The 21,746-nt window shown below is 71.4% G+C and carries 25 protein-coding genes and 1 riboswitch; of the genes, 12 read left to right on the forward strand and 13 right to left on the reverse strand.

The annotated features are described in order from the left end of the window. Positions 1-111: 111 nt before the first annotated feature. Both glgX and ACIBI5_RS02945 read right to left on the reverse strand, forming a co-directional pair. Entirely contained in the window at positions 112-2,229 is a 2,118-nt protein-coding gene (gene glgX, locus ACIBI5_RS02940; RefSeq protein WP_397242538.1) for a glycogen debranching protein GlgX, read from the reverse strand. Positions 2,230-2,262: 33 nt separating this feature from the next. Beyond that, positions 2,263-2,688: an OsmC family peroxiredoxin gene (locus ACIBI5_RS02945; protein WP_397242540.1), complete on the reverse strand. Its 426-nt coding sequence runs from the start codon at positions 2,686-2,688 to the stop codon at positions 2,263-2,265. A 121-nt stretch (positions 2,689-2,809) separates the two neighbouring features. Here ACIBI5_RS02945 and ACIBI5_RS02950 point away from each other — a divergent pair, with 121 nt between their 5' ends. The 5 genes from ACIBI5_RS02950 to ACIBI5_RS02970 all read left to right on the forward strand — a co-directional run bounded on the left by ACIBI5_RS02950 (position 2,810) and on the right by ACIBI5_RS02970 (position 7,264). Then, the gene (locus tag ACIBI5_RS02950) at positions 2,810-3,322 is read left to right on the forward strand and encodes an RNA polymerase sigma factor (protein WP_397242542.1); all 513 of its coding nucleotides are present in this window, start codon (positions 2,810-2,812) and stop codon (positions 3,320-3,322) included. Beyond that, complete coding sequence (locus ACIBI5_RS02955) at positions 3,322-4,257, forward strand: hypothetical protein (protein WP_397242544.1); 936 nt, start codon at positions 3,322-3,324, stop codon at positions 4,255-4,257. Before ACIBI5_RS02950 ends, ACIBI5_RS02955 begins: the two co-directional genes overlap by 1 nt. 310 nt (positions 4,258-4,567) lie before the next feature. Next, entirely contained in the window at positions 4,568-5,170 is a 603-nt protein-coding gene (locus ACIBI5_RS02960) for a hypothetical protein (RefSeq protein ID WP_397242546.1), read from the forward strand. Positions 5,171-5,822: 652 nt separating this feature from the next. After that, positions 5,823-6,374 carry a sigma-70 family RNA polymerase sigma factor gene (locus ACIBI5_RS02965; protein WP_379613764.1) on the forward strand — a complete coding sequence of 184 codons (552 nt, stop codon included), beginning with the start codon at positions 5,823-5,825 and terminating at the stop codon, positions 6,372-6,374. Continuing rightward, a complete protein-coding gene (locus tag ACIBI5_RS02970; protein ID WP_397242548.1) occupies positions 6,374-7,264 on the forward strand; it encodes a maleylpyruvate isomerase family mycothiol-dependent enzyme in 891 nt (296 codons plus the stop codon). The genes ACIBI5_RS02965 and ACIBI5_RS02970 overlap by 1 nt, the downstream gene beginning before the upstream one ends. 12 nt (positions 7,265-7,276) lie before the next feature. On the opposite strand, the gene ACIBI5_RS02975 is transcribed toward ACIBI5_RS02970, so the two are convergent. After that, positions 7,277-8,620 carry an ankyrin repeat domain-containing protein gene (locus ACIBI5_RS02975; RefSeq protein ID WP_397242550.1) on the reverse strand — a complete coding sequence of 448 codons (1,344 nt, stop codon included), beginning with the start codon at positions 8,618-8,620 and terminating at the stop codon, positions 7,277-7,279. A gap of 125 nt (positions 8,621-8,745) precedes the next feature. Here ACIBI5_RS02975 and ACIBI5_RS02980 point away from each other — a divergent pair, with 125 nt between their 5' ends. Next, the gene (locus tag ACIBI5_RS02980) at positions 8,746-9,399 is read left to right on the forward strand and encodes a DUF1707 domain-containing protein (RefSeq protein ID WP_397242552.1); all 654 of its coding nucleotides are present in this window, start codon (positions 8,746-8,748) and stop codon (positions 9,397-9,399) included. Positions 9,400-9,560: 161 nt separating this feature from the next. Here ACIBI5_RS02980 and ACIBI5_RS02985 read toward each other — a convergent pair whose 3' ends face one another. Then, positions 9,561-9,716: a hypothetical protein gene (locus tag ACIBI5_RS02985; RefSeq protein WP_397242554.1), complete on the reverse strand. Its 156-nt coding sequence runs from the start codon at positions 9,714-9,716 to the stop codon at positions 9,561-9,563. Between the two features lie 213 nt (positions 9,717-9,929). Here ACIBI5_RS02985 and ACIBI5_RS02990 point away from each other — a divergent pair, with 213 nt between their 5' ends. Beyond that, on the forward strand, positions 9,930-10,055 hold the full coding sequence (locus ACIBI5_RS02990; RefSeq protein ID WP_397242556.1) for a hypothetical protein: 126 nt from the start codon (positions 9,930-9,932) through the stop codon (positions 10,053-10,055). A gap of 4 nt (positions 10,056-10,059) precedes the next feature. Here ACIBI5_RS02990 and ACIBI5_RS02995 read toward each other — a convergent pair whose 3' ends face one another. The 6 genes from ACIBI5_RS02995 to ACIBI5_RS03020 all read right to left on the reverse strand — a co-directional run bounded on the left by ACIBI5_RS02995 (position 10,060) and on the right by ACIBI5_RS03020 (position 13,897). Further along, a complete protein-coding gene (locus ACIBI5_RS02995; protein ID WP_397242558.1) occupies positions 10,060-10,794 on the reverse strand; it encodes a sirohydrochlorin chelatase in 735 nt (244 codons plus the stop codon). 149 nt (positions 10,795-10,943) lie between these two features. Continuing rightward, positions 10,944-11,672: a phosphoadenylyl-sulfate reductase gene (locus ACIBI5_RS03000; protein ID WP_397242560.1), complete on the reverse strand. Its 729-nt coding sequence runs from the start codon at positions 11,670-11,672 to the stop codon at positions 10,944-10,946. After that, positions 11,669-11,815, reverse strand: coding sequence for an Insertion element protein (locus tag ACIBI5_RS03005; protein ID WP_246510212.1), 147 nt, complete (start codon positions 11,813-11,815; stop codon positions 11,669-11,671). The genes ACIBI5_RS03000 and ACIBI5_RS03005 overlap by 4 nt, the downstream gene beginning before the upstream one ends. Next, entirely contained in the window at positions 11,812-13,485 is a 1,674-nt protein-coding gene (locus ACIBI5_RS03010; RefSeq protein WP_397242562.1) for a nitrite/sulfite reductase, read from the reverse strand. The genes ACIBI5_RS03005 and ACIBI5_RS03010 overlap by 4 nt, the downstream gene beginning before the upstream one ends. A gap of 115 nt (positions 13,486-13,600) precedes the next feature. After that, complete coding sequence (locus ACIBI5_RS03015) at positions 13,601-13,684, reverse strand: putative leader peptide (protein WP_311132608.1); 84 nt, start codon at positions 13,682-13,684, stop codon at positions 13,601-13,603. Between the two features lie 78 nt (positions 13,685-13,762). Then, positions 13,763-13,897 (reverse strand): hypothetical protein, encoded by a 135-nt coding sequence (locus ACIBI5_RS03020; protein WP_397242564.1) that lies wholly within the window; start codon positions 13,895-13,897, stop codon positions 13,763-13,765. A gap of 37 nt (positions 13,898-13,934) precedes the next feature. Here ACIBI5_RS03020 and ACIBI5_RS03025 point away from each other — a divergent pair, with 37 nt between their 5' ends. The 4 genes from ACIBI5_RS03025 to glyA all read left to right on the forward strand — a co-directional run bounded on the left by ACIBI5_RS03025 (position 13,935) and on the right by glyA (position 17,559). Next, the gene (locus tag ACIBI5_RS03025) at positions 13,935-14,732 is read left to right on the forward strand and encodes a TIGR03084 family metal-binding protein (RefSeq protein WP_397242566.1); all 798 of its coding nucleotides are present in this window, start codon (positions 13,935-13,937) and stop codon (positions 14,730-14,732) included. A gap of 27 nt (positions 14,733-14,759) precedes the next feature. Next, positions 14,760-15,134 (forward strand): YccF domain-containing protein, encoded by a 375-nt coding sequence (locus ACIBI5_RS03030; protein WP_184971633.1) that lies wholly within the window; start codon positions 14,760-14,762, stop codon positions 15,132-15,134. 57 nt (positions 15,135-15,191) lie between these two features. Continuing rightward, positions 15,192-16,145, forward strand: a complete 954-nt coding sequence (locus ACIBI5_RS03035; protein ID WP_397242568.1) for a YihY/virulence factor BrkB family protein — start codon at positions 15,192-15,194, stop codon at positions 16,143-16,145. A 49-nt stretch (positions 16,146-16,194) separates the two neighbouring features. Then, a riboswitch (ZMP/ZTP riboswitch) is annotated at positions 16,195-16,279 on the forward strand. 26 nt (positions 16,280-16,305) lie between these two features. Continuing rightward, complete coding sequence (gene glyA, locus ACIBI5_RS03040) at positions 16,306-17,559, forward strand: serine hydroxymethyltransferase (RefSeq protein ID WP_397242570.1); 1,254 nt, start codon at positions 16,306-16,308, stop codon at positions 17,557-17,559. Between the two features lie 128 nt (positions 17,560-17,687). Here glyA and ACIBI5_RS03045 read toward each other — a convergent pair whose 3' ends face one another. The 3 genes from ACIBI5_RS03045 to ACIBI5_RS03055 all read right to left on the reverse strand — a co-directional run bounded on the left by ACIBI5_RS03045 (position 17,688) and on the right by ACIBI5_RS03055 (position 20,374). Further along, positions 17,688-18,872, reverse strand: coding sequence for a CHRD domain-containing protein (locus ACIBI5_RS03045; RefSeq protein WP_397242572.1), 1,185 nt, complete (start codon positions 18,870-18,872; stop codon positions 17,688-17,690). Between the two features lie 186 nt (positions 18,873-19,058). Continuing rightward, complete coding sequence (locus ACIBI5_RS03050; RefSeq protein WP_397242574.1) at positions 19,059-19,769, reverse strand: anti-sigma factor family protein; 711 nt, start codon at positions 19,767-19,769, stop codon at positions 19,059-19,061. Next, positions 19,766-20,374 (reverse strand): sigma-70 family RNA polymerase sigma factor, encoded by a 609-nt coding sequence (locus ACIBI5_RS03055; RefSeq protein WP_397243781.1) that lies wholly within the window; start codon positions 20,372-20,374, stop codon positions 19,766-19,768. Before ACIBI5_RS03055 ends, ACIBI5_RS03050 begins: the two co-directional genes overlap by 4 nt. A 256-nt stretch (positions 20,375-20,630) precedes the next feature. On the opposite strand from ACIBI5_RS03055, the gene rsgA reads away from it, so the two are divergent. Next, the gene (gene rsgA, locus ACIBI5_RS03060; protein ID WP_397242576.1) at positions 20,631-21,728 is read left to right on the forward strand and encodes a ribosome small subunit-dependent GTPase A; all 1,098 of its coding nucleotides are present in this window, start codon (positions 20,631-20,633) and stop codon (positions 21,726-21,728) included. The last annotated feature ends 18 nt before the right edge of the window (positions 21,729-21,746 follow it).

Raw genomic sequence — 21,746 nt, forward strand, 5'->3', positions numbered from 1 at the left:
GGGGCCGTTACGGCGGGGACCACGTGCGACGTGAGAAGCGACCCCCACGATCGGCGCCCGCTCGGTGCGGCGGGTGGCGTGGGGGTGGCTTGCCGTACTTCTAAGAGGCTTTTACGGGGTTTTGCGCTGCAGGAGCTGCAGGCTGCGCGAGGCGACGGCGACCAGCGCGGCGGGCAGCCACTGCTCGTCGGGGAAAGGCTCGTCGCGGGCGGTGTCGTCGCTGGTGTCGAAGACGGTCTGCCAGGCCGCGCCGAACTCCTCGCCCGGCAGCGTGAACGTCATGTCCTCGTGGTGGGCGTTGATGAGCAGCAGGAACGAGTCGTCCTGGATGCGCTCGCCGCGCGGGCCGGGCTCGGTGATGGCCTCGCCGTTGAGATAGACCATGAGCGACTTGGCGTAGCCGGTGTGCCAGTCGCCGGCGCTCATCTCGGCGCCGGCCGGGGTCAGCCACACCAGGTCGCGGCCGTTGTCGGCGGTGCGGCCGCGGAAGAAGCGGCGGCGCTGGAAGACCGGGTGCTCGCGGCGCAGCCTGGCCAGCGACCGCGTGAACTCCAGCAGGTCCGACTCGGTGTGGACGGCCGTCCAGTCGATCCAGGTCAGCTCGTTGTCCTGGCAGTAGGCGTTGTTGTTGCCGCGCTGCGAGCGGCCCAGCTCGTCGCCGTGGGAGATCATCGGCACGCCCTGCGACAGGAAGAGCGTGGCCAGGAAGTTACGGCGCTGGCGGTGGCGCAGGCGGACGATGTCCGGGTCCTCGACCGGGCCCTCGGCGCCGCAGTTCCAGGAGCGGTTGTCGTCGGTGCCGTCGCGGTTGTCCTCGCTGTTGGCCAGGTTGTGCTTGCGGTCGTAGGACACCAGGTCGGTGAGGGTGAAGCCGTCGTGGCAGGTCACGAAGTTGATGGAGGCGACCGGGCGGCGGCCCGAGGTGGCGTAGAGGTCGGCGGAGCCGGTCAGCCGGGAGGCGAACTCGGGCAGCGCGGAGCCCGTCCCGCGCCAGAAGTCGCGCACCGTGTCGCGGTACTTGCCGTTCCACTCCGTCCACAGGGGCGGGAAGTTGCCGACCTGGTAGCCGCCGGGGCCCACGTCCCACGGCTCGGCGATCAGCTTCACCTGCGAGATCACCGGGTCCTGCTGGATCAGGTCGAAGAACGCGCTCAGCCGGTCCACGTCGTGCAGCTCCCGCGCCAGCGCCGAGGCCAGGTCGAAGCGGAAGCCGTCCACGTGCATGTCCAGCACCCAGTAGCGCAGCGAGTCCATGATCAGCTGCAGCGCGTGCGGCGAGCGGACGTTCAGCGAGTTCCCGGTGCCGGTGTAGTCGAGGTAATAGCGCCGGTCGCCGTCGTGCAGGCGGTAGTAGGCCGCGTTGTCGATGCCGCGGAAGCCGAGCGTCGGCCCCATGTGATCGCCCTCGGCCGTGTGGTTGTAGACCACGTCCAGGATGACCTCGATGCCCGCCTCGTGCAGGGCGCGCACCATCGCCTTGAACTCCAGCACCTGCTCCCCGCGCGAGCCCGCGCTCGAATAGGGGCCGTGCGGGGCCAGGAAGGCCATCGTGTTGTAGCCCCAGTAGTTCGTCAGCCCCCGCGCCACCAGGAAGTGCTCCGGCACGAAGTGGTGCACCGGCATCAGCTCGATCGCGGTCACCCCGAGCGAGACCAGGTGGTCGATCACCGCCGGATGCCCGATCCCCGCGTAGGTGCCCCGCTGCTCCGCCGGCACCGACGGGTGGCGCATCGTGAGCGCCCGCACGTGCGCCTCATAGATCAGCGTCTGGTGGTACGGCGTGCGCGGCGGCCGGTCGTTGCCCCACTCGAAGAACGGATTGATCACCACGTTCTTCGGCATGTACGGCGCGCTGTCGGCGTCGTTGAACTCGGCCGGATTGGTGAACCGGTAGGCGAACAGCGCCTCGTTCCAGGTCAGCTCCCCGTCGATCGCCTTGGCGTACGGGTCGAGCAGCAGCTTGGCCGGGTTGCAGCGGTGGCCCTGCGAGGGCGCGAACGGGCCGTGGACGCGGTAGCCGTACCGCTGGCCGGGGGCGATCCCGGGCAGGTAGCCATGCCAGACGAACCCATCCATCTCGGGCAGATCAACGCGCTCCTCGGAGCCGTCGTCCTGAAAAAGGCACAGCTCAATCCGCTCGGCGACCTCGGAGAACACCGAGAAGCTGGTGCCCACGCCATCCCAGGTGCCGCCGAGTGGATAGGGCTCGCCCGGCCAGACCTCACGCATGTGACCCAATTGTCGCACGCGATCGCCCCGTTGCTAGAGCAGTTCCGCTTTCAGGCTGATCGTGGTTCCCGTGAGGGCCTTGCTGACGGGGCAGTTCGCCTTGGCCGTCTCGGCGGCTTCCTGGAACTGGCCGGGCGTCAGGCCGGGGACGTGGCCCTTCACGCTGAGCACGATGCCCGTGATGCCCTCGCCCGGCTGGAAGGTCACCTCGGCGCGGGTCTCCAGCGACTCCGGCGGCGTACCGGCCCCGGCCAGGCCGTGGGACAGCGCCATCGAGAAGCAGGAGGAGTGGGCGGCGGCGATGAGCTCCTCGGGCGAGGTCTTGCCGTTGGCCGCCTCGGCCCTCGACGGCCAGGAGACCTCGAAGGTGCCGACGCCGGAGGTGTCGAGCGAGACCGTACCGGAGCCGTCGAGCAGCGCGCCCTTCCACTGCGTGGTGGCCGTACGCGTGGTCGCCATGGCGATAGTCCCTTCATCGATTGCCGATACAGGTCCGAACATATCCTGTATCGCCGCGGTGACCATGAGTGGTCGGTTGTAATCGGAGCGGAGCGTCGTAATCCCCGCAGCGGAGGGCCCCGTGCCGGAGGACGATGAACGGTATGCCGCGTTGTACCACCGCCATTACTCCACGGTGCTGCGCTACGCCGCGCGCAGAGTAGGGCGGGACGCGGCGCCCGACGTCGCCGCGCGCACCTTCACCGACGCCTTCCGCCGTCTCGGGCAGGTGCCCGGCGAGCGCCGCGCCGAGCGGGTCTGGCTGCTCGGCATCGCCCGCGGCCAGGTCAGCAACGAGTGGCGCGGCCTGCGCAGAAGGCAGGCCCTGGCCGACCGGCTGGCCGTCTGGCGCGCGCCGGCCGATCAGGGCCTCGACGGAGAGATCGTCACCAGGCTCGCCTTCCACGAGGCGCTGGCCAGGCTGGCCGGCAAGGACAGGGAGGCCCTGCGCCTCTTCTACTGGGAGGGGCTCAGCGTGGAGGAGGCCGCCACGGTCGCCGGCTGCCGCGCCGGCACCATGGCCACCCGGCTCAGCCGGGCCAGGGCACGCCTGCGCGAACACCTGCGCACGCTCGGGTTCCAGGAGGGGAGCTGATGGACGAGCTCGCACGGCTGATGGCACGCCACGACCCGGCCCCGCACGAGGTGCCGCCCGACGAACTGCTGCTCGCCGAGATCCTCGGCACGGCCAGGCCGCGCCGCTGCTCCACCCTGTCGTGGCGGCTGACGTTCGGCGCCGCGCTGGCCACCGGGCTCGTCATCCTCGCCGCCGGCGCCATCCCCACCGCGAGGACGCCCGGCCAGCTGACCGTCACCGCCTACTTCCGCTACCCCGGCGCGCCCCTGGCGCTGTGCGGGGAACCGGGGCCCCGGCCGCGCAAACTGCCCGGGACCGGGGGCGGGGCCCGGCGCGTCGTACTCGGCCTGGCCGAGGCGGCCGCACGGGCCGGACGGGTGGCGGCGCGCGGCCACGGCCGGATCACGGTGGCGTCGTCGCTGCTGAGGCCGGGCGGGCGGGCCAGCGTGCTGTCCAGGCAGTGGACGCCGGTGCGGGGTTCCGGCCGCCGGGTGGAGTACACGCTGGCCGTCGACGGTGAACGCCTCGTCCAAGGGCAGGAGGGGCGGGAGGGGGCGTACCGGCCGGGACCCTCGCTCCCCGGCGACCTGCGCGCCCGTCTGTCGGCGGAACCCGAGACGTACGGGCTCGTCACCGCCATCATCTCCCTCAACGAGAGCGAGATCCTCGACGCCCCGCGCACGGCCGCGCTGTGGCGGATCCTGGCCGACCGGCCGGGCCTGCGCACGCTGGGCCAGATCACCGACCGGCGCGAACGCACGGGGCAGGGGGTCGCCTTCGACGTGGGCACCGCCGACCGGTGGGTGCTGGTGGCCGACCGGGGGAGCGGCGACCTGCTGGGGGTGGAGCGCGTGATGCTGCGGCCCGCGGCCGGCCTGGAGGTCACGCCGCCCTGCGTCCGCGACTTCTGGACCTTCCTCGACCGCGCCGACGCGGCCACCGTGGGCGACTGACCCTCGCCCCGTTGGTTTGTCCGGCAAGGCCCAGCTCGGCAAGCCACCTCAGCCCGACAGCTCGGCACGGCGGCCCCGCAAGCGGCGAGAGGCGCGGCGCCTTGGCCAGACGGCTCGGCGGTCCCGCAAGGCGGCGGGAGGCGATTCGGCGGAAGGCGGCTCAGTGGGGCGGTTCGGCGAGGTGGTTTGATGAGGTGGTTCGGTGGGGCGGCTTCGTAAGGCGGCTTCGTAAGGCGGCTTCGTTCGGGCGGTGAGAGACGCGGCTGCGCGGGGCCGTAAGAAATGCCGGGCGGCCGGACTATTACCGGGCATGATGATGACGCCCGCTTGGTGCCCGCCCCATCCGGAGGACCTCCGCCCCACCCCGCGCGACGGCCGCCGCTGGTGCGGCCCGCTCGAAGGCGTGCTGCGCCGCTTGTGGTCCCCCAAGGACGGCCCGCCACGCCCCGACTTCGTCACCGCCGTCGACGACCTGGCCACTCTTGAGTACGGCCCCGCCCACCGCCTGGCCACCGGACTGGCCATGCTGTGGATAGGCGGCACCGGCATCGGCTACGTCGTCAAGGACCCGGACGGCATCACCGGCCGCAGCCTCCCCTTCGCCCGCCCGGCCCTGTGGCGCGACCTGCCGCCCCCTTCCCCGGCACGCATGCTCGCCGCCCACGCCCTGTGCGACCTCGACGGACTGTCGGCGACCCTGGAGTGGCGCGCCCTGACCCGCCGCTGCCTTCCTCTCTTCCGCGACCGCCCCGCCCCGGGACCCCGCGACTGGTGGGCCGAGTCCTTCGCCCTGAGGTCCCAGGCCCGCATCGCCGCCGTCCTGGACGGCGACCAGGCAGCAGCCGAAACCGTGGCCGCCTACCACCACCGCATCACCACCTCCTACCCCACCCCGCCCTACCCCTCCTCCTGACCCACTCCACAGCCCTCTCCACCCCACGGCCCCGCCACCTCTCACCCCCCGCAGCCACGCCCACCGTGCCCCACCACCTCTGGGGCCCGGCACCATCACGGAATCTCCAACATCCCAGCGGGCCTCGGCACCCCAACCGCGTCCCCACCGGTATCCCCCGTATCACCCGTATCCGCCGCCCCATCCCACCGCGTTTCTCCCGAAACTCCGCGCGGCGCCCCTCCCCGCGCGGGTCCCGGGCAGGACCGCCACCTCCTGCCCGGGACACCCTCCGGCACCGCACACGCACGCTTCCGGTCGTGCCCCGTGTCCCTGGACGGAGCGCCGCACGCCGCCTGCCCACGACCCGGGGGTCCCGGGGCGGGACGCCACGTGCCGCCCTGAGGATGGGCGGTCTCGTCCCGGCACCGTGGTCTGGCCCAGGGCCGGGTTCCTGGGCGGCCGCGAAGGCGGGCCGGTCGGACCGGGTGAAGTGCGGGACTCAGGAAACCGCGTCCAGCACAGGGAAACCAGGCACCTGGGCCAAGCCCAGGAGGGGGTGGGAAATCGGGGAGCTCGTTCGTCATCCGGCTCAACATTTCCGGCGAATAGTGACATGCTCGGGTCGCGGCGCACCCGCCGCCTAGGTCCGGATCACGGGAGTGTGGTGCCAGTGGAGGCACCGTTCGACGACCGCCTGTTGCACCAACGGGTGGTCGGCGGCGATGAGTCCGCGCTCGGCGAGGTGTATGACCACCTCTCCTCGCTGATCTTCGGTCTCTCGCTCCGCGTCACCAGAGACCGTGTGATCGCCGAGGACATCACCCAGGAGGTGTTCCTGATCTTCTGGGAACGACCCCTGGCCTACGACCCCGACCGCGGCACCCTGCGCGCCTGGCTGGCCACGATCGCGCACCGGCGCGCCGTCGACCATGTACGCGCCGAGGAGCGGCGCCGGGTCTCCGTCCTGGGGCCGAGGCTGTTCGAGCCCCCGCCTGAGAGACTGGAGGAGACCGTGCTCGCCGCCGACGAGGCCAAGCGGGTACGCCAAGCGGTCACCCGGCTGCCCGAAGGTTTACGCGAGGCGATTGAACTGGCGTACTTCGGTGGCCGTACGTATCGGCAAGTGGGTGAGGAACTGGGCGTGCCCGAGGGCACGGCCAAGTCACGCATCAGGCTGGCGCTGCGGCGCCTGGCCGACGCGCTGGCAGAGGAAGAGGTGTGATGGAGCCCGTCGAGCGTCTGTACCTGGACGCCCTCATGGAAGAAGCGGCCGTGCCCGAGCGGTCGCTCCGGCCGCAGCTGCTGGCCGGGGCGAGGGCCCGCCGCCGGCCCGCCGCGCCCACGGCCGCGTGGGCGGAGCCGTACGCCGGACGGGTGGCCGCCATGGACGCGCTGCTGGCCGCGGCGATGGACGACGACTGGGCCCGCGAGATCGTCGAAGGCTGGACGCTGCAGGAACTCGTCGCCCACCTCGCCGCCAAGGACGGGCTGCTGGCCGCCTCGGTCGGCGCCCCCGTGCTCGGCCCCGCCCTCGACGCGCTCGACGCGATGGGACGCACCCTCCAGGTTCAGGAGTACGAGCGGGCGCGCAGCCCCGAGCAGACCCGGCGCGACTGGCGGGCACAGGCGGACGCGCTCTGCCGTCACCTGGGCGGCCTGACCCCCGACACCCCCGCCACGCTCGACGGCGTGGCCGGCGCGCTCGGCGACCACGTCCTGGCGCGCGGCCTGGAGACGTGGATCCACACCGACGACGCCGCCTCGGTCGCCGGGCTACGCCTGCCGCACCCCGTCCCCGACCACATCCGGCCGACGGCCGACCTGTGCGCCCGCCTGCTGCCGTGGACGATGATGCTGTCCGGGGTGGAAGGCGCCGGCCGTACCCTCCACCTGACCTTGACCGGGCCCGGCGGCGGGGAGTGGACCATGCCGCTCGGCGTCCATGACGCGGCTCCCGGCGCTCCGGACGTCTCGATCACCGCCGACGTGATCGGCTTCTGCTTCCTGCTGGGCGGACGCGGCGAGCCCGGGGCGTTCCCCGCCGAGATCACGGGCGACCACGACCTGGCCGCCGACATCCTGCGCACCGCCCCGGCTCTGTCCGGCCCCTGACAGGCCGGGGAGTCAGAGCTTGGCGGCCGCCTCGGTGACCATCTCGCGTTCGTAGGAGTCGTCGCTCTCCGCCAGCACCCGCTTGACCCCGGCCTCGGCCCGCGCGTCGCCCCGCTCGGCCAGCCCCCGCGTGGCCTCGGCCACCGTGCGCAGGTCGGTGTCGTCCAGCCGCTGGGCCAGCACGTCCCTGATCTCCGGGGTGTCGGCGTCGAGCGAGGACAGCCCGGCGGTCGCCCAGTCGCGTACCTCGGAGTCGTCGTCACGCGTCATCGAGACCAGCAGCGCCAGCCCCTCGGCGTGGCCGGGCGGCAGCACGTCGGCCAGCGCGATCGCGTCGGTCATCGTGCGCTGGTGGTCCGGGCGGCCGAGCACGTCGAGCACCTGCGGCAGCGCCCGGGGGTCGCCCTGGTGCCCGAGCGCGGCCAGCACCGAGCGCAGCACCTGCGGGTTCCCCTCGGTGGTGGCCATCTTCTGCAGCAGCGGCAGCGTGCGCTCCAGGTAGGGCTTCTCGCCGTCCTCGGTGACGCCGTACTGCGCGATCGCGTCCACGCCGAACTCCCGCTCGCGCGCGTCCTCGCTCACGCACAGCCGCGCCAGCGCCTCGTACGTCTCCTCGTCGGCCCGCTTGCCCAGCGAGTCGGCGACGACCCACCAGGTCTCCGCGTCCTCGTCGACGTCACGGTGGGCCAGCGCCCTGGCGACGAGCTGGGGGATGGGCGTGTAGAGCCCGGTGGCGTCCTCCAGGAGGGTGGCGACGGCCGCGTGCCCGCGCTGGGCCTGCACCTGCTCGCTCTCCTCGCCGTCGGCGGAACGGCCGGCCACCGTCACCAGCTCGGTGCCGTCCTTGGCGAACTGCCTGCCCACGACGTACTCCCAGTCCTCCTGCCCGATCTGGTCGAGCAGCGCGGTCTCCAGGTGGACGCCGACCCAGTCGATCGCGATGTCGTGGGGGCTGTCGCCGTCGCCGTCGTACTTCTCCGGGTCGGCCCCGGCCGTCAGCAGTTCCCGCACCACCCCGAGCGCGCCGCGCCTGGAGGCCAGGCTGAGCGGGGTGTCGCCGTCCTCGTTCGGCTCGTCGACCTGCGCGCCGGCCTCGATGAGGGTGCGGGCGGCGTCGGCGTTGCCGTTGGCGGCGGCCCACAGCAGGGCGTGCCAGCCGCCGTTCTCCTTCGCGTTGACATCGGCCCCGGCGGCCAGGAGCGCCCCGATGACGGGCACCCGGTCCCAGGCCGCGGCCGCGCAGAGCGGCAGCCCTTCCTCGCCGGCCTCGTTGGCGTCAGCCCCGGCGGCGAGCAACGTGCCCGCCGTCTCCAGGTCGCCCTTCAACGCCGCCTGGTACAGCTCTTCCTCACGCATGACAGCGACCCTAACGCCTCACTGCCCCAACCCCGACGAACGTCCCGGCGGGTGAGCGGTTCGATGGATGAGGAATCCTCCTTCTGGAGGACCGCGATAGCCACAAGACGCGATATGTTGCGACTATGACAGACTCTGGGGAACTGCGCGCTTCCGACGCCGAGCGCGAGGCCGTCGTCGAGCAACTGCGCGTCGCCTCAGTCGACGGCAGGCTCACCCTCGTGGAGCTGACCGACCGCACCGAGGCCGCCTACACGGCGACCACCCACGCCGAGCTGGCGCTTCTCACCCAGGACCTGCCCGCGGCCGGTGTCGCGCCCCTGGCGCCGCCCACGCCCGAGCGCAAGAAGCGCTGGTTCCTGGCGTTCATGGGCGACACCAAGCGGCGCGGCAAGTGGCGGGTCGACCAGGAGCTCGGCGCGGTGGCGGTCATGGGCGACGTCGTGATGGACCTGCGCGAGGCCGAGGTCCGCACGGACGTCATCGACATCACCGCCGTCGCCGTCATGGGCGACGTCAAGATCATCGTGCCCGACGGCGTGGACGTGGACCTCGACGGCTTCGCCTTCATGGGCGACAAGAAGGTCGACGTGCTGGAGGCCGCCCCCGGCATGAACGTGCCCGTCGTGCGCGTGCACGGCTACGCGGTGATGGGCGACATCAAGGTGTACGGCGACGCCCGCGCCAAGCCGATCAAGCGCGGATGGTCCGCCTGGCGCGAACACCTCGGCCTGACCCCCGGCCAGTTCTCCGGAGACCCCCGCCGCCTCGGCGACTGACCCCTCCCGGAGACGATTCCCCGGGCGCGTGCAACGCCCGGCGGTGGCTCGCGCGTACTGATCGGTGACATCCACCGCGCGGTGAGGACCATCGGAATGCGGGATCGCGCAGACTTCGAGCGCTATGTCGGCGAACGCGCCCCCCGCCTGCCGAGGACCGCCTACCTGCTGTGCCGCGACCGGCCGACCCCGAGGCCCAGCTCGGCACCCGGGACGCGCTCAGAACCGCCCTGACGGTCCTGCCCGCCCGCCAGCGCGCGGTGATCGTGCTGCGCGCCGGCGAAGGCCGCCATCGCGGTGGAATGCCGGCTCGACACCTACCTGCTGGTGTGGCTGAACGACATGCGCGTGGCGAACGAGCCGTGCGGCGGCCGGACGAACGTGCCCAGGTGGCTGCGGACCGGCCTCCAGGCGCAGCCGGGCAGGAACAACGGTCACCGCCATCCCGGGGGACACGCTCGGCGCCGCCGAGGCCGACGAGATGGCCGCCTGGGCCGGGCCGTTCGCGGTGACCTGGAACCCTTCAGGTCATGGAGCAGGGGCGCGAGGACGCCTGCCGCGAGAAGCGGGTCATCGTCGACCCCCACAGCGGGCGCGAGGTGCTCTCCTGGAGGTGCGACCCGCCCGTCCTGCGACCGGATCGGACGGGTTCGTGAGGCGTCAGGCGACCGGCGCGGCGGCCACCGCGGCGAACGCCTGGGCGTAGCGCTCCAGGACGACGTCGACCAGCTCGGGGGCCGGGCCCAGGACGTCGGCGACCACGTCGGCCCCCGACTCCCGCCGCACCTTGTCGGCGAAGAACCCCGGCGCCAGCAGGTACGGAGCCACCGCCACCCGCGGCGCCCCGGCCCTGCGCAGCGCGGCCACCGCCTCGGCGGGCGTGGGACCGGCGGCCGAGGCGTAGGCGGGCACGACCCGCCACCAGCCGGCCCGCCGGCCCTGGCCGCCGTCGGACCACAGCCGCGCCAGGTCGGCGATGACCGCGTTGGCCCTGGCGTCGCTGGAGCCCGCCGAGACCAGGACGACGGCGGTGTCCGGGTCGCCGGGCCCCACCCCCGACTCCGACAGGCGGCGCTCCAGCGCCGTGAGCAGGAGCGGGTGGGGGCCGAGCGTCGTTCCGTAGTGGACGCGCAGCCGGGGGTCGCGGGCGCGCGCCTCGTTGAGCGCCGCGGGCAGGTCGACACGGCTGTGGTAGGCCTCGGTCAGCAGCAGCGGGAGCACCGCGGCCTCGCGCAGGCCGTGCAGCGCCTGGCCGAGCGTGGGGGCGGCGTGGTCCAGGTAGGCGGTGCGCACCGGGAGGCCGGGGTCGGCCAGCCGTACCTGGTCGAGGAGGGCTTCCACGGTCGCGGCCGCGCGCGGGTCGCGCGAGCCGTGCGCCACCGCGACCAGCGGCACGCGGCCGAGCGGGGACCCCGGAGAGGACGGCGTGGCGAGTGGTGGGCGGGTCCCTGCGAGCCCGCCCACCCTCGTCACCGGGACCTCGCCCCTGCCAGAACGGGGTCCCTCGCCCGACGGATGCCGCCCGTCGGGCGAAATTTCGGTTGTCAGAGGTGAATGCCGCATTCGGTCTTCCCCAGGCCCGACCACCGGCCGCTGCGCGGATCCTCGCCATCGGCCACCTGGCGCGTGCACGGCGCGCAGCCGATGGACGGGTAGTTGTCGTAGTGCAGCGGGTTGACCAGCACGCCGTTGTCGGCCATGTAGTTGTCCACGTCCTCCTGGGTCCAGGCGGCGATGGGGTTGACCTTGACCATCTGCCGCCTGGCGTCCCACTCCACGACCCTGGTGCCGGCGCGGGTGGAGGCCTCGTCGCGGCGGATGCCGGAGATCCACGCCAGGTACGGCTCGAGCGCCCGGTTCAGCGGCTCGACCTTGCGCAGGTAGCAGCACAGGTCCGGGTTGCGGCCGAACAGCCGGGGCCCGAGGTCGCGCTCCTGCTCCTTCACGGTCCGCGACGGCTGCACGTTGATCACGTTGACGTCGTAGACCTGCTGGACGGCGTCGCGGGTCCCGATCGTCTCGGCGAAGTGGTAGCCGGTGTCGATGAACAGCACGTCGATACCCGGCTTGACCCGGCTGACCAGATCGATCAGCAGCGCGTCGCTCATCGAGGAGGTCAGCGTGAGACGGTCGCCGAAGGTGGCCGCGGCCCAGCGGATGATCTCGCGGGCGGGCGCGCCCTCCAGGAAGATGGCGGCGGACTCGACGATGTTCTGCAGGTCGAGCGTGCCGCGTTGTGCTCTTAAACCGGTCTCGATCTCGACCAGCGTCATATCTTTACCCCGATTCCCAGGAATTTCAGCTTGAAGGCGCGAGCGCAGGCGCGGCAGTACCAGCCGCCGTCGCCCTCGTAGGGCTCCAGATCCTCATCGCCGCAGTACGGGCAGTGGAAAGGAACCGCGCGGGCGCCGCTCATTTGAGGTCCGCCTCGTCGGCGCGCTGCACCCAGTCGGCGAAGCTCTCGCCTTCCTTCTTCTGGTCCTCGAAGTGGGTGACCACCCGCTCGACGTAGTCGGGCAGGCCGTCGGAGGTGGTCTTGAGCCCGCGCACCTTACGGCCGAAGCCCGGGTTGACGCCGAGCGAGCCGCCCAGGTGGATCTGGAAGCCCTCGACCTGCTCGCCCTTGTCGTCGACGACGAGCTGGCCCTTGAGGCCGATGTCGGCGACCTGGATGCGGGCGCAGGAGTTGGGGCAGCCGTTGACGTTGATCGTCAGCGCCTCGCTGAAGTCGGGCAGGCGCCGCTCCAGCTCGTCGATCAGGTTGGAGGCGACCGCCTTGGTCTCGACGATGGCCAGCTTGCAGTACTCGATGCCGGTGCACGCCATGGTCTGGCGGCGGAAGGTGGAGGGGCGGACCTGCAGGTCGTTGGCCTCCAGCTCGGCCACGATGCTGTCGACCCGGTCGGGCGTGATGTCGAGGATGACCATCTTCTGCTCGACGGTGGTGCGTACCCGGCCGGAGCCGTGGCGCTCGGCGATGTCGGCGATGGCGTGGAGCTTGTCGCCGTCGAGGCGGCCGACCTTGGGCGCGAAGCCGACGTAGAAGTTGCCGTCCTTCTGCGGGTACACGCCGACGTGGTCGCGGCGGTTGCCGCGGGGCGCCTCGGGGGCGGGGCCGTCGGGCAGCGGCTCCTTGAGGTACTCGGTCTCCAGGACCTCGCGGAACTTCTCCGGTCCCCAGTCGTTGACGAGGAACTTGATCCGGGCACGGTGCCGGAGGCGGCGGTACCCGTAATCACGAAATATCCCGATAACGCCGCCGTAGACATCCGCGACCTGGTCGGGCCGGACGAAGACGCCGATGCGCTTGCCGAACATCGGGTTCGTGGAAAGGCCGCCGCCCGCCCACAGGTCGTAGCCCTTCTCGCCGGTCGGCAGCTGCACCGCCACGAACGCCACGTCGTTGATCTCGTGCACCGTGCAGTGCGCCGGGCAGCCGCTGATCGCCGACTTGAACTTGCGCGGCAGGTTGGAGTACGCCGGGTCGCCGATGTACTCGTCGTGGACCTCGTGGATCTCCCCGGTCGAGTCCAGCAGCTCCTCGGCGTCGATCCCGGCCAGCGGACAACCGAGGATCACCCGGGGGGTGTCGCCGCAGGCCTCGGTGGTCGACAGGCCGACCTCCTCCAGCCGCCGCCAGATGTCGGGCACCGACTCGATCTCCACCCAGTGCAGCTGCACGTTCTGGCGGTCGGTCAGGTCGGCGGTGCCCCTGCCGTAGTCGTTGGAGATGTCCGCGATGACCCGGAGCTGGCGCAGGTCGAGCTGCCCGCCGTCGATCCGGATGCGGAGCATGAAGTAGCGGTCGTCGAGCTCCTCGGGCTCCAGGATCGCGGTCTTGCCGCCGTCGATGCCGGGCTTGCGCTGGGTGTAGAGGCCGTACCAGCGCATGCGTCCGCGCAGGTCGGCCGGGTCGATGGAGTCGAAGCCCAGCTTCGAGTAGACGTCGATGATCCGCTGCCGAACGTTGAGACCGTCGTCGTTCTTCTTGTTCTCTTCGTTCTTGTTGAGCGGTTCGCGGTAACCGAGGGCCCATTGGCCTTCTCCGCGCGGGCGCTTGTGGTGCCGGCTGGCAGGAGTGCTCATTGCGCGTCCTTCAGGATTGTGGGCGCGCGCGGGATGTACCTCCTGCCTCACCGTTGAGTGCAGGGGTCCCAGAAGAGCTTGTGCGACGCGCGCCGCTGCGAAATACAGGCAGGGATTAGCGGGCGTCGCAACAGATGGCACTGCGGACACGCTGAAGATCGACGTGGCGTCGACCGACAAGCATGGGGTCCGCTGGCATGGTTCAAACGATACCCCGGCGCGCAGGGATGTCCAAGAAGGGGTCCAGACTCTGGGACCAGATCAGGGGTACCCCTACTCACCCCTGCCGCGGCCAGTCGAGCTCGGACTCCTTGGGCTCCTGCGGAGGCTGGTGCTGGCAGTCGCACCAGGAGCCGCCCCTGCAGTCCTCGTGGCGGCGCTCCGCGCAGCTCTCGCAAATCACCTTCGACATTGTCGCACCGGAATGTTGTTCGGTTAGAGTGCGGGCCATGGACCTCCTGCGCGAGCTCGCCGCCGACCTGCGTGACGAGAGCGACTCGCTGGAGGCGCTGCTGGCTCCGCTCGCCCCCGCCCAGTGGGAGCTGGCCACCCCCGCCGAAGGCTGGGCGATCCGTGATCAGATCAGCCATCTCGCCTACTTCGACGACGCCGCCGTGAGCGCCGTCACCGACCCCGACGCCTTCCGCGCGAGCGCCGCCGCGCTCATGAAAGGCCCCGCGTCCGTCGACGACCTCGCCGTCCAGGCCCGCGCCCTGGCACCGGCCGAGGTCCACGCCTGGTTCGGTACGGCCCGCGCCGCCCTGCTGACCGCCTTGTCCGGCCTCGACGCCAAGCGGCGCCTGCCCTGGTACGGACCCGACATGTCGGCCGCCTCCTTCGCCACCGCGCGCCTCATGGAGACCTGGGCCCACGGCCAGGACGTGGCCGACGCCCTCGGCGTGACCCGCGAGCCCACGGCCCGGCTGCGCCACGTGGCCTCGATCGGGGTGCGGGCGCTGCCGTACAGCTTCGTGATCAGGGGTCTGGTGGTCCCCGAGCGGCCCGTCAGGGTCGAACTCATCCTGCCCGGCGGGACGCCGTGGACGGCGGGCCCGCAGGGCGCGGCGGACACGGTGCGCGGCCCGGCCCTGGACTTCTGCCTGGCCGTCACCCAGCGCGCGCACCTCGACGACACCGCGCTGGAGGTGCGCGGCGAGACGGCGGCGGCGTGGATGGCGATCGCGCAGGCCTTCGCCGGCCCTCCGGGCAGAGGCAGGGCCGCCTCAGGGAAGGCCCCGATGACCTGACCGGCGGCGCACTGACATGCTGGACACATGCGGACACTGCTGAACGTCATCTGGCTGGTCTTCGCCGGGATCTGGCTGGCGCTCGGCTACGCCGTCGCCGGGGTCATCTGCTGCATCCTGATCATCACGATCCCCTTCGGCATCGCCTCGTTCAGGATCGCCGGCTACGCGCTGTGGCCCTTCGGCCGCACCGTGGAGCGCTCGCCCGACGCCGGCGTCATGTCCACGATCGGCAACGTCATCTGGTGCGTGGTGGCCGGGATCTGGCTGGCCATCGGGCACGTGCTCACCTCGATCCCGCTGTTCGTCTCGATCATCGGCATCCCGCTGGGCGTCGCGAACCTCAAGATGATCCCCATCTCCCTGCTGCCGCTCGGCGCGCGCATCGTGGACGTCAGGTAGTCCGCACGCGGCGGAGCATAAGCTTGCGGGAAGTACTCCTGCGAGAGCGTTGGTGCCATGACGTCGACCGATGCGCCTACCCGGCGTACACAGCGCAAGCGGCGCAGGCAGGTCCTGAGCAAGGTGAGGACCCACCTGAGCTGGGTGCGTGACACCAAGTCGTGGGCGCTCGTGCGCGCGACGACGAACGCGGGTGTCGACTACCGGGTGACCGGGCTGGCGGGGGAGGCGGCGTTCTTCGCGCTGCTGTCGCTGCCGCCGTTCGTGCTCGGGCTGATCGGCGTGCTGGCCAAGCTGGGCGTCTGGCTGGGCCGCGACAACGTGGGCAAGGTCGAGCAGTGGGTCGTCGACCAGGCGGCCGTGCTGTTCACCACCGACGCGGTCGAGAAGGTGGTCAAGCCGCTGATCGCCGACATCCTCAGGGACGACGCCAGCAAGGTCTCGATCATCTCGCTCGGCTTCCTGCTGTCGCTGTGGTCGGGCTCGCGGGCCCTCTACGTCTACGTCGACCTGATCTCCGTCGCCTACGGCCTGGGCGAGGAACGTGGCATCGTGCGCACGCGGCTGATGTCCTTCGGCCTCTACCTCGTCGGCCTGGCCATCGGGCTGATCGTCATGCCGGTCCTGGTCATCGGGCCGACGCTGCTCAAGGAGGCGCTGCCGGCGCAGTACACCCCGGTGATCGACCTGGCGTACTGGCCGGTCGTCATCGTCGGCTCCGTGCTCTTCCTGACCGTGCTCTACCACGTGAGCGTGCCCGTGCGCACGAAGTGGTACCGGGAGCTGCCGGGCGCGATCCTGGCGTTGTTCATCTGGATCGTGTGCGCGGGCGTGCTGCGGTCGGTGCTGGCCGCCTGGTTCTCCCCGGTCTCCATCTACGGCTCGCTGGCCGCGCCCGTCGCGGTGCTCCTCTGGCTCTACATCACGGCCCTGGCCGTGCTCATCGGCGCCATCCTGAACGCCGAGGTCGACCGCCTCTGGGGCGACACCCGCTCGGCCATCGCGAAGTAGGGATCGCGAGGCAGGCTCCGCGCCGCGCCCGAGCGCCTTCCGCTATCGTCTAGGGCGTCGCGACTGGCGCATAGGGTGGGCCTGAACCACCGGGGAGCGGAATCGTGCGGAGGCCGAGCGCCTGGGTCTTCGCGAGGATGTCAAAGACGACAGGAGTGCCATGTCTTCTCTCGCTAGCGTTGACCCGCAGATCGCGGAGCTGGTCAAGGCGGAGGAGCGCCGCCAGGCCGACACCGTGAAGCTGATCGCCTCCGAGAACTACGTCTCCAGGGCGGTCCTCGAGGCCACCGGCACCGTCCTCACGAACAAGTACTCCGAGGGCTACGCGGGCAAGCGCTACTACGAGGGCCAGCAGGTCATCGACCAGATCGAGACCGTGGCCATCGACCGGGCCAAGGCGCTGTTCGGGGTCAACCACGCCAACGTCCAGCCGTACTCGGGCTCGCCCGCCAACCTGGCCGTCTACATGGCCTTCCTGAAGCCGGGCGACACCGTGATGGGCATGGGCCTGCCCTTCGGCGGCCACCTCACCCACGGCTGGTCGGTCAGCGCCACCGGCAAGTGGTTCAACCCGGTCCGCTACGGCGTGCGCAAGGACACCGGCCGCGTCGACATGGACGAGGTACGCGCACTGGCCCTGGAGCACCGCCCCAAGCTGATCTTCTGCGGCGGCACCGCCATTCCGCGCACCATCGACTTCGAGGCCTTCGCCTCGGTCGCCAGGGAGGTCGGCGCCGTTCTGGCGGCCGACATCGCGCACATCGCCGGTCTGGTCGCCGGCGGCGCCCACCCCTCGCCGGTGGGTCACGCCGACGTCATCTCCACCACCACCCACAAGACCCTGCGCGGCCCGCGCGGCGCCATGCTCATGGCCACCGCCGACGAGCACGCCACCGCGCTCAACAAGGCCGTCTTCCCCGGCCTGCAGGGCGGCCCGCACAACCACACCACCGCCGCCATCGCCGTGGCGCTGCGCGAGGCCTCCACCGACGACTTCAAGGCCTACGCCCACCAGGTGGTCGCCAACGCCAAGGCGCTGGCGGAGGAGCTGTCCGGCCGCGGGTTCGACCTGGTCTCCGGCGGCACCGACAACCACCTCATCCTGCTCGACCTGACGCCCAAGGGCATCGGTGGCAAGCCCGCCGCCCAGGCGCTCGACCGCGCCGGTCTCGAGACCAACTACAACGCGGTGCCGTTCGACACCCGCAAGCCCTTCGACCCGTCCGGCATCCGCATCGGCACCCCGTCGGTCACCAGCCGCGGCATGAAGGAAGCCGAGATGCGCCAGATCGGCGCCTGGATGGACGAGGTCGTCACCGCGCTGGCCAAGGGCGACGCGGAGGACGTCATCACCCGCGTCCACCACGAGGTCAGCGAGCTGACCGCCCAGTTCCCCGCCCCCGGCCTGTCCTAGAACGCGAAAAGACCGGCGCCCGCCGCCCCTCTGGAGGGCGGCGGGCGCCGGCGTCTCCGGAGAGGGCAAGGGCTCCGGAGTGGAACCGGTCACCGGGACAGGGGGACGGGAGCCCGGTGACCGGAGGCTCAGCCTAAGTAGAGGTAGTCGGCGCCGTAGGGGACCTTCACCTGGGCGCCTTCCGCGCAGGAGCCCTTCGGGGCCACGCCGCCCGTGGTGTTCAGGCGCAGGATCGTGGTGGTGAAGGCCAGCAGGCCCTTGTCCTTGCCCGACTGCTGGGCGTCCAGGACGAGCTCGGGGATGTTCTTGCCGCCGTTCGGGGTCTTGGTGACGAGCTTTCCGCGTACGGCGCTGCCGTCCGGGGCGATCCACTGCGGCGGGCCGTCGAACCTGCCGACGAAGTCGTGGTCGATGCCCCTGCGCAGCTTGGCCGTCACGCCGAGCTGGATGAACGCTCCGCCCTTGCACCGGTAGATCTGCGCGCCCTTCAGCACGTCCGCCGTCATCGCGCGCGGGTGGGTGAAGGACGCACCGGACAACTGCCCGCGTACGGCGCCGCCGTCGAAGTCGGTCGTGTGCAGGTTGGAGTAGTAGCCGCCCGGGTTGGCGGCGATCCGCCTGACGACCTTGCGAGAGACGGGAGCCTCGCCCGCCACGCCCGTCAGGTTCGCGGGCAGGCCCTTGGCCGCGGCGAACAGGTCGGCCGCCACATCGCCGTTCCTGCCCTTGACGGCCTTGTGCACGTGGCCGTTGGTGGGGGCGCCGAGGCCGCTCCAGGTCGCGGTGTAGGCGAGGGCGGCGCCGTTGGGCCGCAGCCACCAGGTGGCGGCGCCGTCCTGGTCGCCGCGCTTCTTGCCGTCGGCGGCCGGCACCTCCTGGGCGCCGTCGGCCCGGGAGGAGAGCGTGGCGAGGTTGCTGCCGTGCAGGACGCCGTCGAGGTCGACGGGCTTGGCGAGCTTGTGGAACCGGCCGCGTACCGCGCCCTTGGGGAAGGCGGCGTTGTGGAGGTTGGCGTAGAAGCCGCCGGGGTTGTCGGCGAGCTGCTTGAGCAGGCCGGCGTCGGCGGTGGCCGAGCCGGTCACGCCGAGCACGGTGCTGGGCAGCGGCTGCTTGAAGAAGTCGACCTTGACGGCGCCGTCGGTGTCCTTCGCGCCCAGGTGGATGTGGGCGGCGGTGGGGGCGTCCACCTTGTTCCAGCGGATCGCGAAGCTCAGCCGGTCACCGCTGATCTTCAGCACCACGGTGGAGCGTCCGTCGGCGTCGGCGCCGCGCAGCCCGGCGGCCAGATACACATCGGCTGCGGTGCTCTGCACAGGGGAAAGCGAGGTGACCAGAAGTGCACCTGAAAGGGCAAGCGTCAGCATGGGAAACCTCTTTACTGGGGTGATTCTCGCTCGGTACTCCAAGCTGTACGCAAGCCCGCCGGAAAAGGTTCAGGCGAATTTCCCGGGAATGAAAAAGCCCTCCCACCAGCGGTGAGAGGGCTTTCGTCAGGCTTTTCAGATGTCGACGGTCAGCAAAGTCTTCCCCGTCGTGGTGACGACCTCGAAACGGTCGATTTTCTCCGGATTCCATGGGCTGCCGCCGTGCATGTAAAGCGGCGGCTCCCCGTCGACGCCATATCCCTTGGGCGGAACGGCCCAGCCGGTCATCGCCTTGCGCTCGCCCGTCGTGGAGACCGCGATCAGCTCGCACTCCAGCGGACCCCTGACGCCTTCGAGCTTCAGCGCCGCGTGCGTGCCCCAGCCCTTGGACTCGTAGACCACGCCGCCCTTGACGCCGGTGACGCCGACGCCGCCGGCCGGGGTGCCCTCCTCGTAGAACTGCTCGGCCGGGCCCGTGCCGTGGTGCGTCTGCCCGACGGCGACCTGCGAGGACGGGGCGTTGAGCCCGGAGCCCACCGCGATGCCGCCCGCCACCAGCGTGACCGCCGCCGCCACCCCGATGATCAGAGTGCCCCGCCTGGTCCGCCTGTCGGCCGCCTTGCGCCGCCTCAGCAGGTCGATGACCTCGCCCTCGCCCTGCTGCTCGGGTTCGGGCTCCACCCGGCCCACGCCGGTCAGCACGCCGGCCATCCCCGACAGCTCGGCCAGTTCCGCCGTGCAGGCCCGGCAGGTGTCCAGATGCGCCTCGAACGCCCTCTTGTCGTCGGCCTCCAGCAGGCCCAGGGCGTAGGCGCCCACATCGGTGTGCTCCACTCGCGCGCTCACGCCGTCACCCCTCTCTCCTCCAGCGCGACGCGAAGCGCGCGGACCGCGTAATAGACCCGGGACTTCACGGTGCCCACGGGGATGCCCAGCGCCAGGGCGGCGTCGTTGACCGACCTGTCGCGCAGGATCGTCTCGTTGAGAATCTCGCGGTGCGCAGGCGATAACGACTTCAGCGCCTCCGACACGACCACCTGATGCAGCAGACTCTCCATCTCGTCGGGGACGGGGACGCTCTCCAGCGGCCCGTCACCTGACTCCTGTGGACGAGCGTCCTTGCGCCGCCGGTCATCGATGACGATACGACGGGCGACGGTGGCGAGCCAGGGCATCAGCGAAGACGCGTCGGAGTCCAGCTGCCCGGTGCTGCGCCAGGCCCTGATCATCGTCTCCTGCACCACGTCCTCGGCCCACTGCCGATCCCCGCCGACCAGCCGGATCACGAACCCCAGCAGCGGCCGGTGGTACTCCCGGTAGAGCGCGGCGACGGCGATCTCGTCGTCATCGCGCCCGGCCGGGCGCAGGCGCCGGACGAGGCCGCGCAGCGGGGGTTTCGGCATGTCGGCGGCTCCGTCGGCCGAAGGCGCGGGGTAGGTGCTCAGTCGCATCATGCCCCTTTCCATCGTGGCCGGCGAAATCCGGCGTCGGCAGGGAGTACGGGGCTCGCCGCCACCAGGGTTCAACGGTTTTCGAAGTTGCCCCGGACCTGGGCGCGTGCGTAAAGTGGCCTCCGTGCCCACACGGGTGCCTTGAGCTGGGAGGTGAAGACCATGCGGGTTGTTCTGTTCGACCTGACGTCCATCAGCCTCCGGGTGCTCATCTGACGAGTGACCCGGGATCCTCTTCCCGAAGGTGTCACCTCCGTTGACTTACGATCTTTCTCTGCTCGGCTGGACCGAATCGCAGTCCGCCGAGCTGCCTCACGGCACCATTCCCGCCCGCGTGGCGCGCGTCGACCGCGGCGCCGCCGAAGTGATCGCGGACGACGGCCAGCATCACGTCAAGTACGGCGCCCGCGTGCGCAGGTCCTCGGCCGAGGACCCGGTCGCGCTGCCGTGCGTCGGCGACTGGGCCGCGCTGCGGTGGCTCGACGAGGGCCGCTACGAACTCGACACGGTCCTGCCCCGGCGCACCTCCTTCGTCAGGGGCGGCGTCGGCCGTACCTCACGAGGGGGCCTGTCGGCCGACGGTCAGGGCCAGGTGCTCGCCGCGAACGTCGACATCGTCTTCGTCGCCGAGCCGTCCATGCACGCCACCGACTTCGCCGACCTGGCCAGGATCGAGCGGCTCGTCGCGCTGGCCTGGGAGTCCGGCGCCACGCCCGTGGTGGTCATCACCAAGTCCGACCTGTTCGAGAACGGTCTTGACGACCTGCTGGCCGACGTCCACGTCGCCGCGCCCGGCGTGGACGTGCACGCCGTCTCCTCGCAGAGCGGCGAGGGCGTGCAGCTCCTGCGCGGCTACCTGGAGGGCTCCAGGACCGCCGTCGTGCTCGGCCCGTCCGGCGCGGGCAAGTCCACGCTCGTGAACGCGCTGGCGGGCGACGGTGTCATGGAGACCCAGCTCGTCCGCGCCGGCGACGGCAGGGGCCGCCACACCACCGTGCACCGGGAGCTCATCCCGCTGCCCGGCGGCGGGCTCATCATCGACACGCCGGGCATCCGGCGGGTCGGGCTGTTCGGGATGACCGACGGCGTGGACATGGTCTTCGCCGACATCGACGAACTCGCTCGCGCGTGCCGCTTCGCCGACTGCGGCCACGACGGTGAGCCGGGGTGCGCGGTGCTGGCCGCCGTGGAGGGTGGCGAGCTGCCCGAGCGGCGGCTGGCCAGCTGGCGCAAGCTCCAGCGGGAGGCCGCGTGGATGGCCTCGCGCACAGATGCGCGGCTGCGCAAGGAGCAGCAGAACAAGTGGAAGGTCATCCACAAGGAGATGCGCCGCTCCGGCCGCAACCGTCCCTGACCCGCACCAGAGTGGGTA

The sequence above is a fragment of the Nonomuraea sp. NPDC050540 genome (assembly GCF_044457485.1).
In the GTDB taxonomy this organism is placed as follows: domain Bacteria; phylum Actinomycetota; class Actinomycetes; order Streptosporangiales; family Streptosporangiaceae; genus Nonomuraea.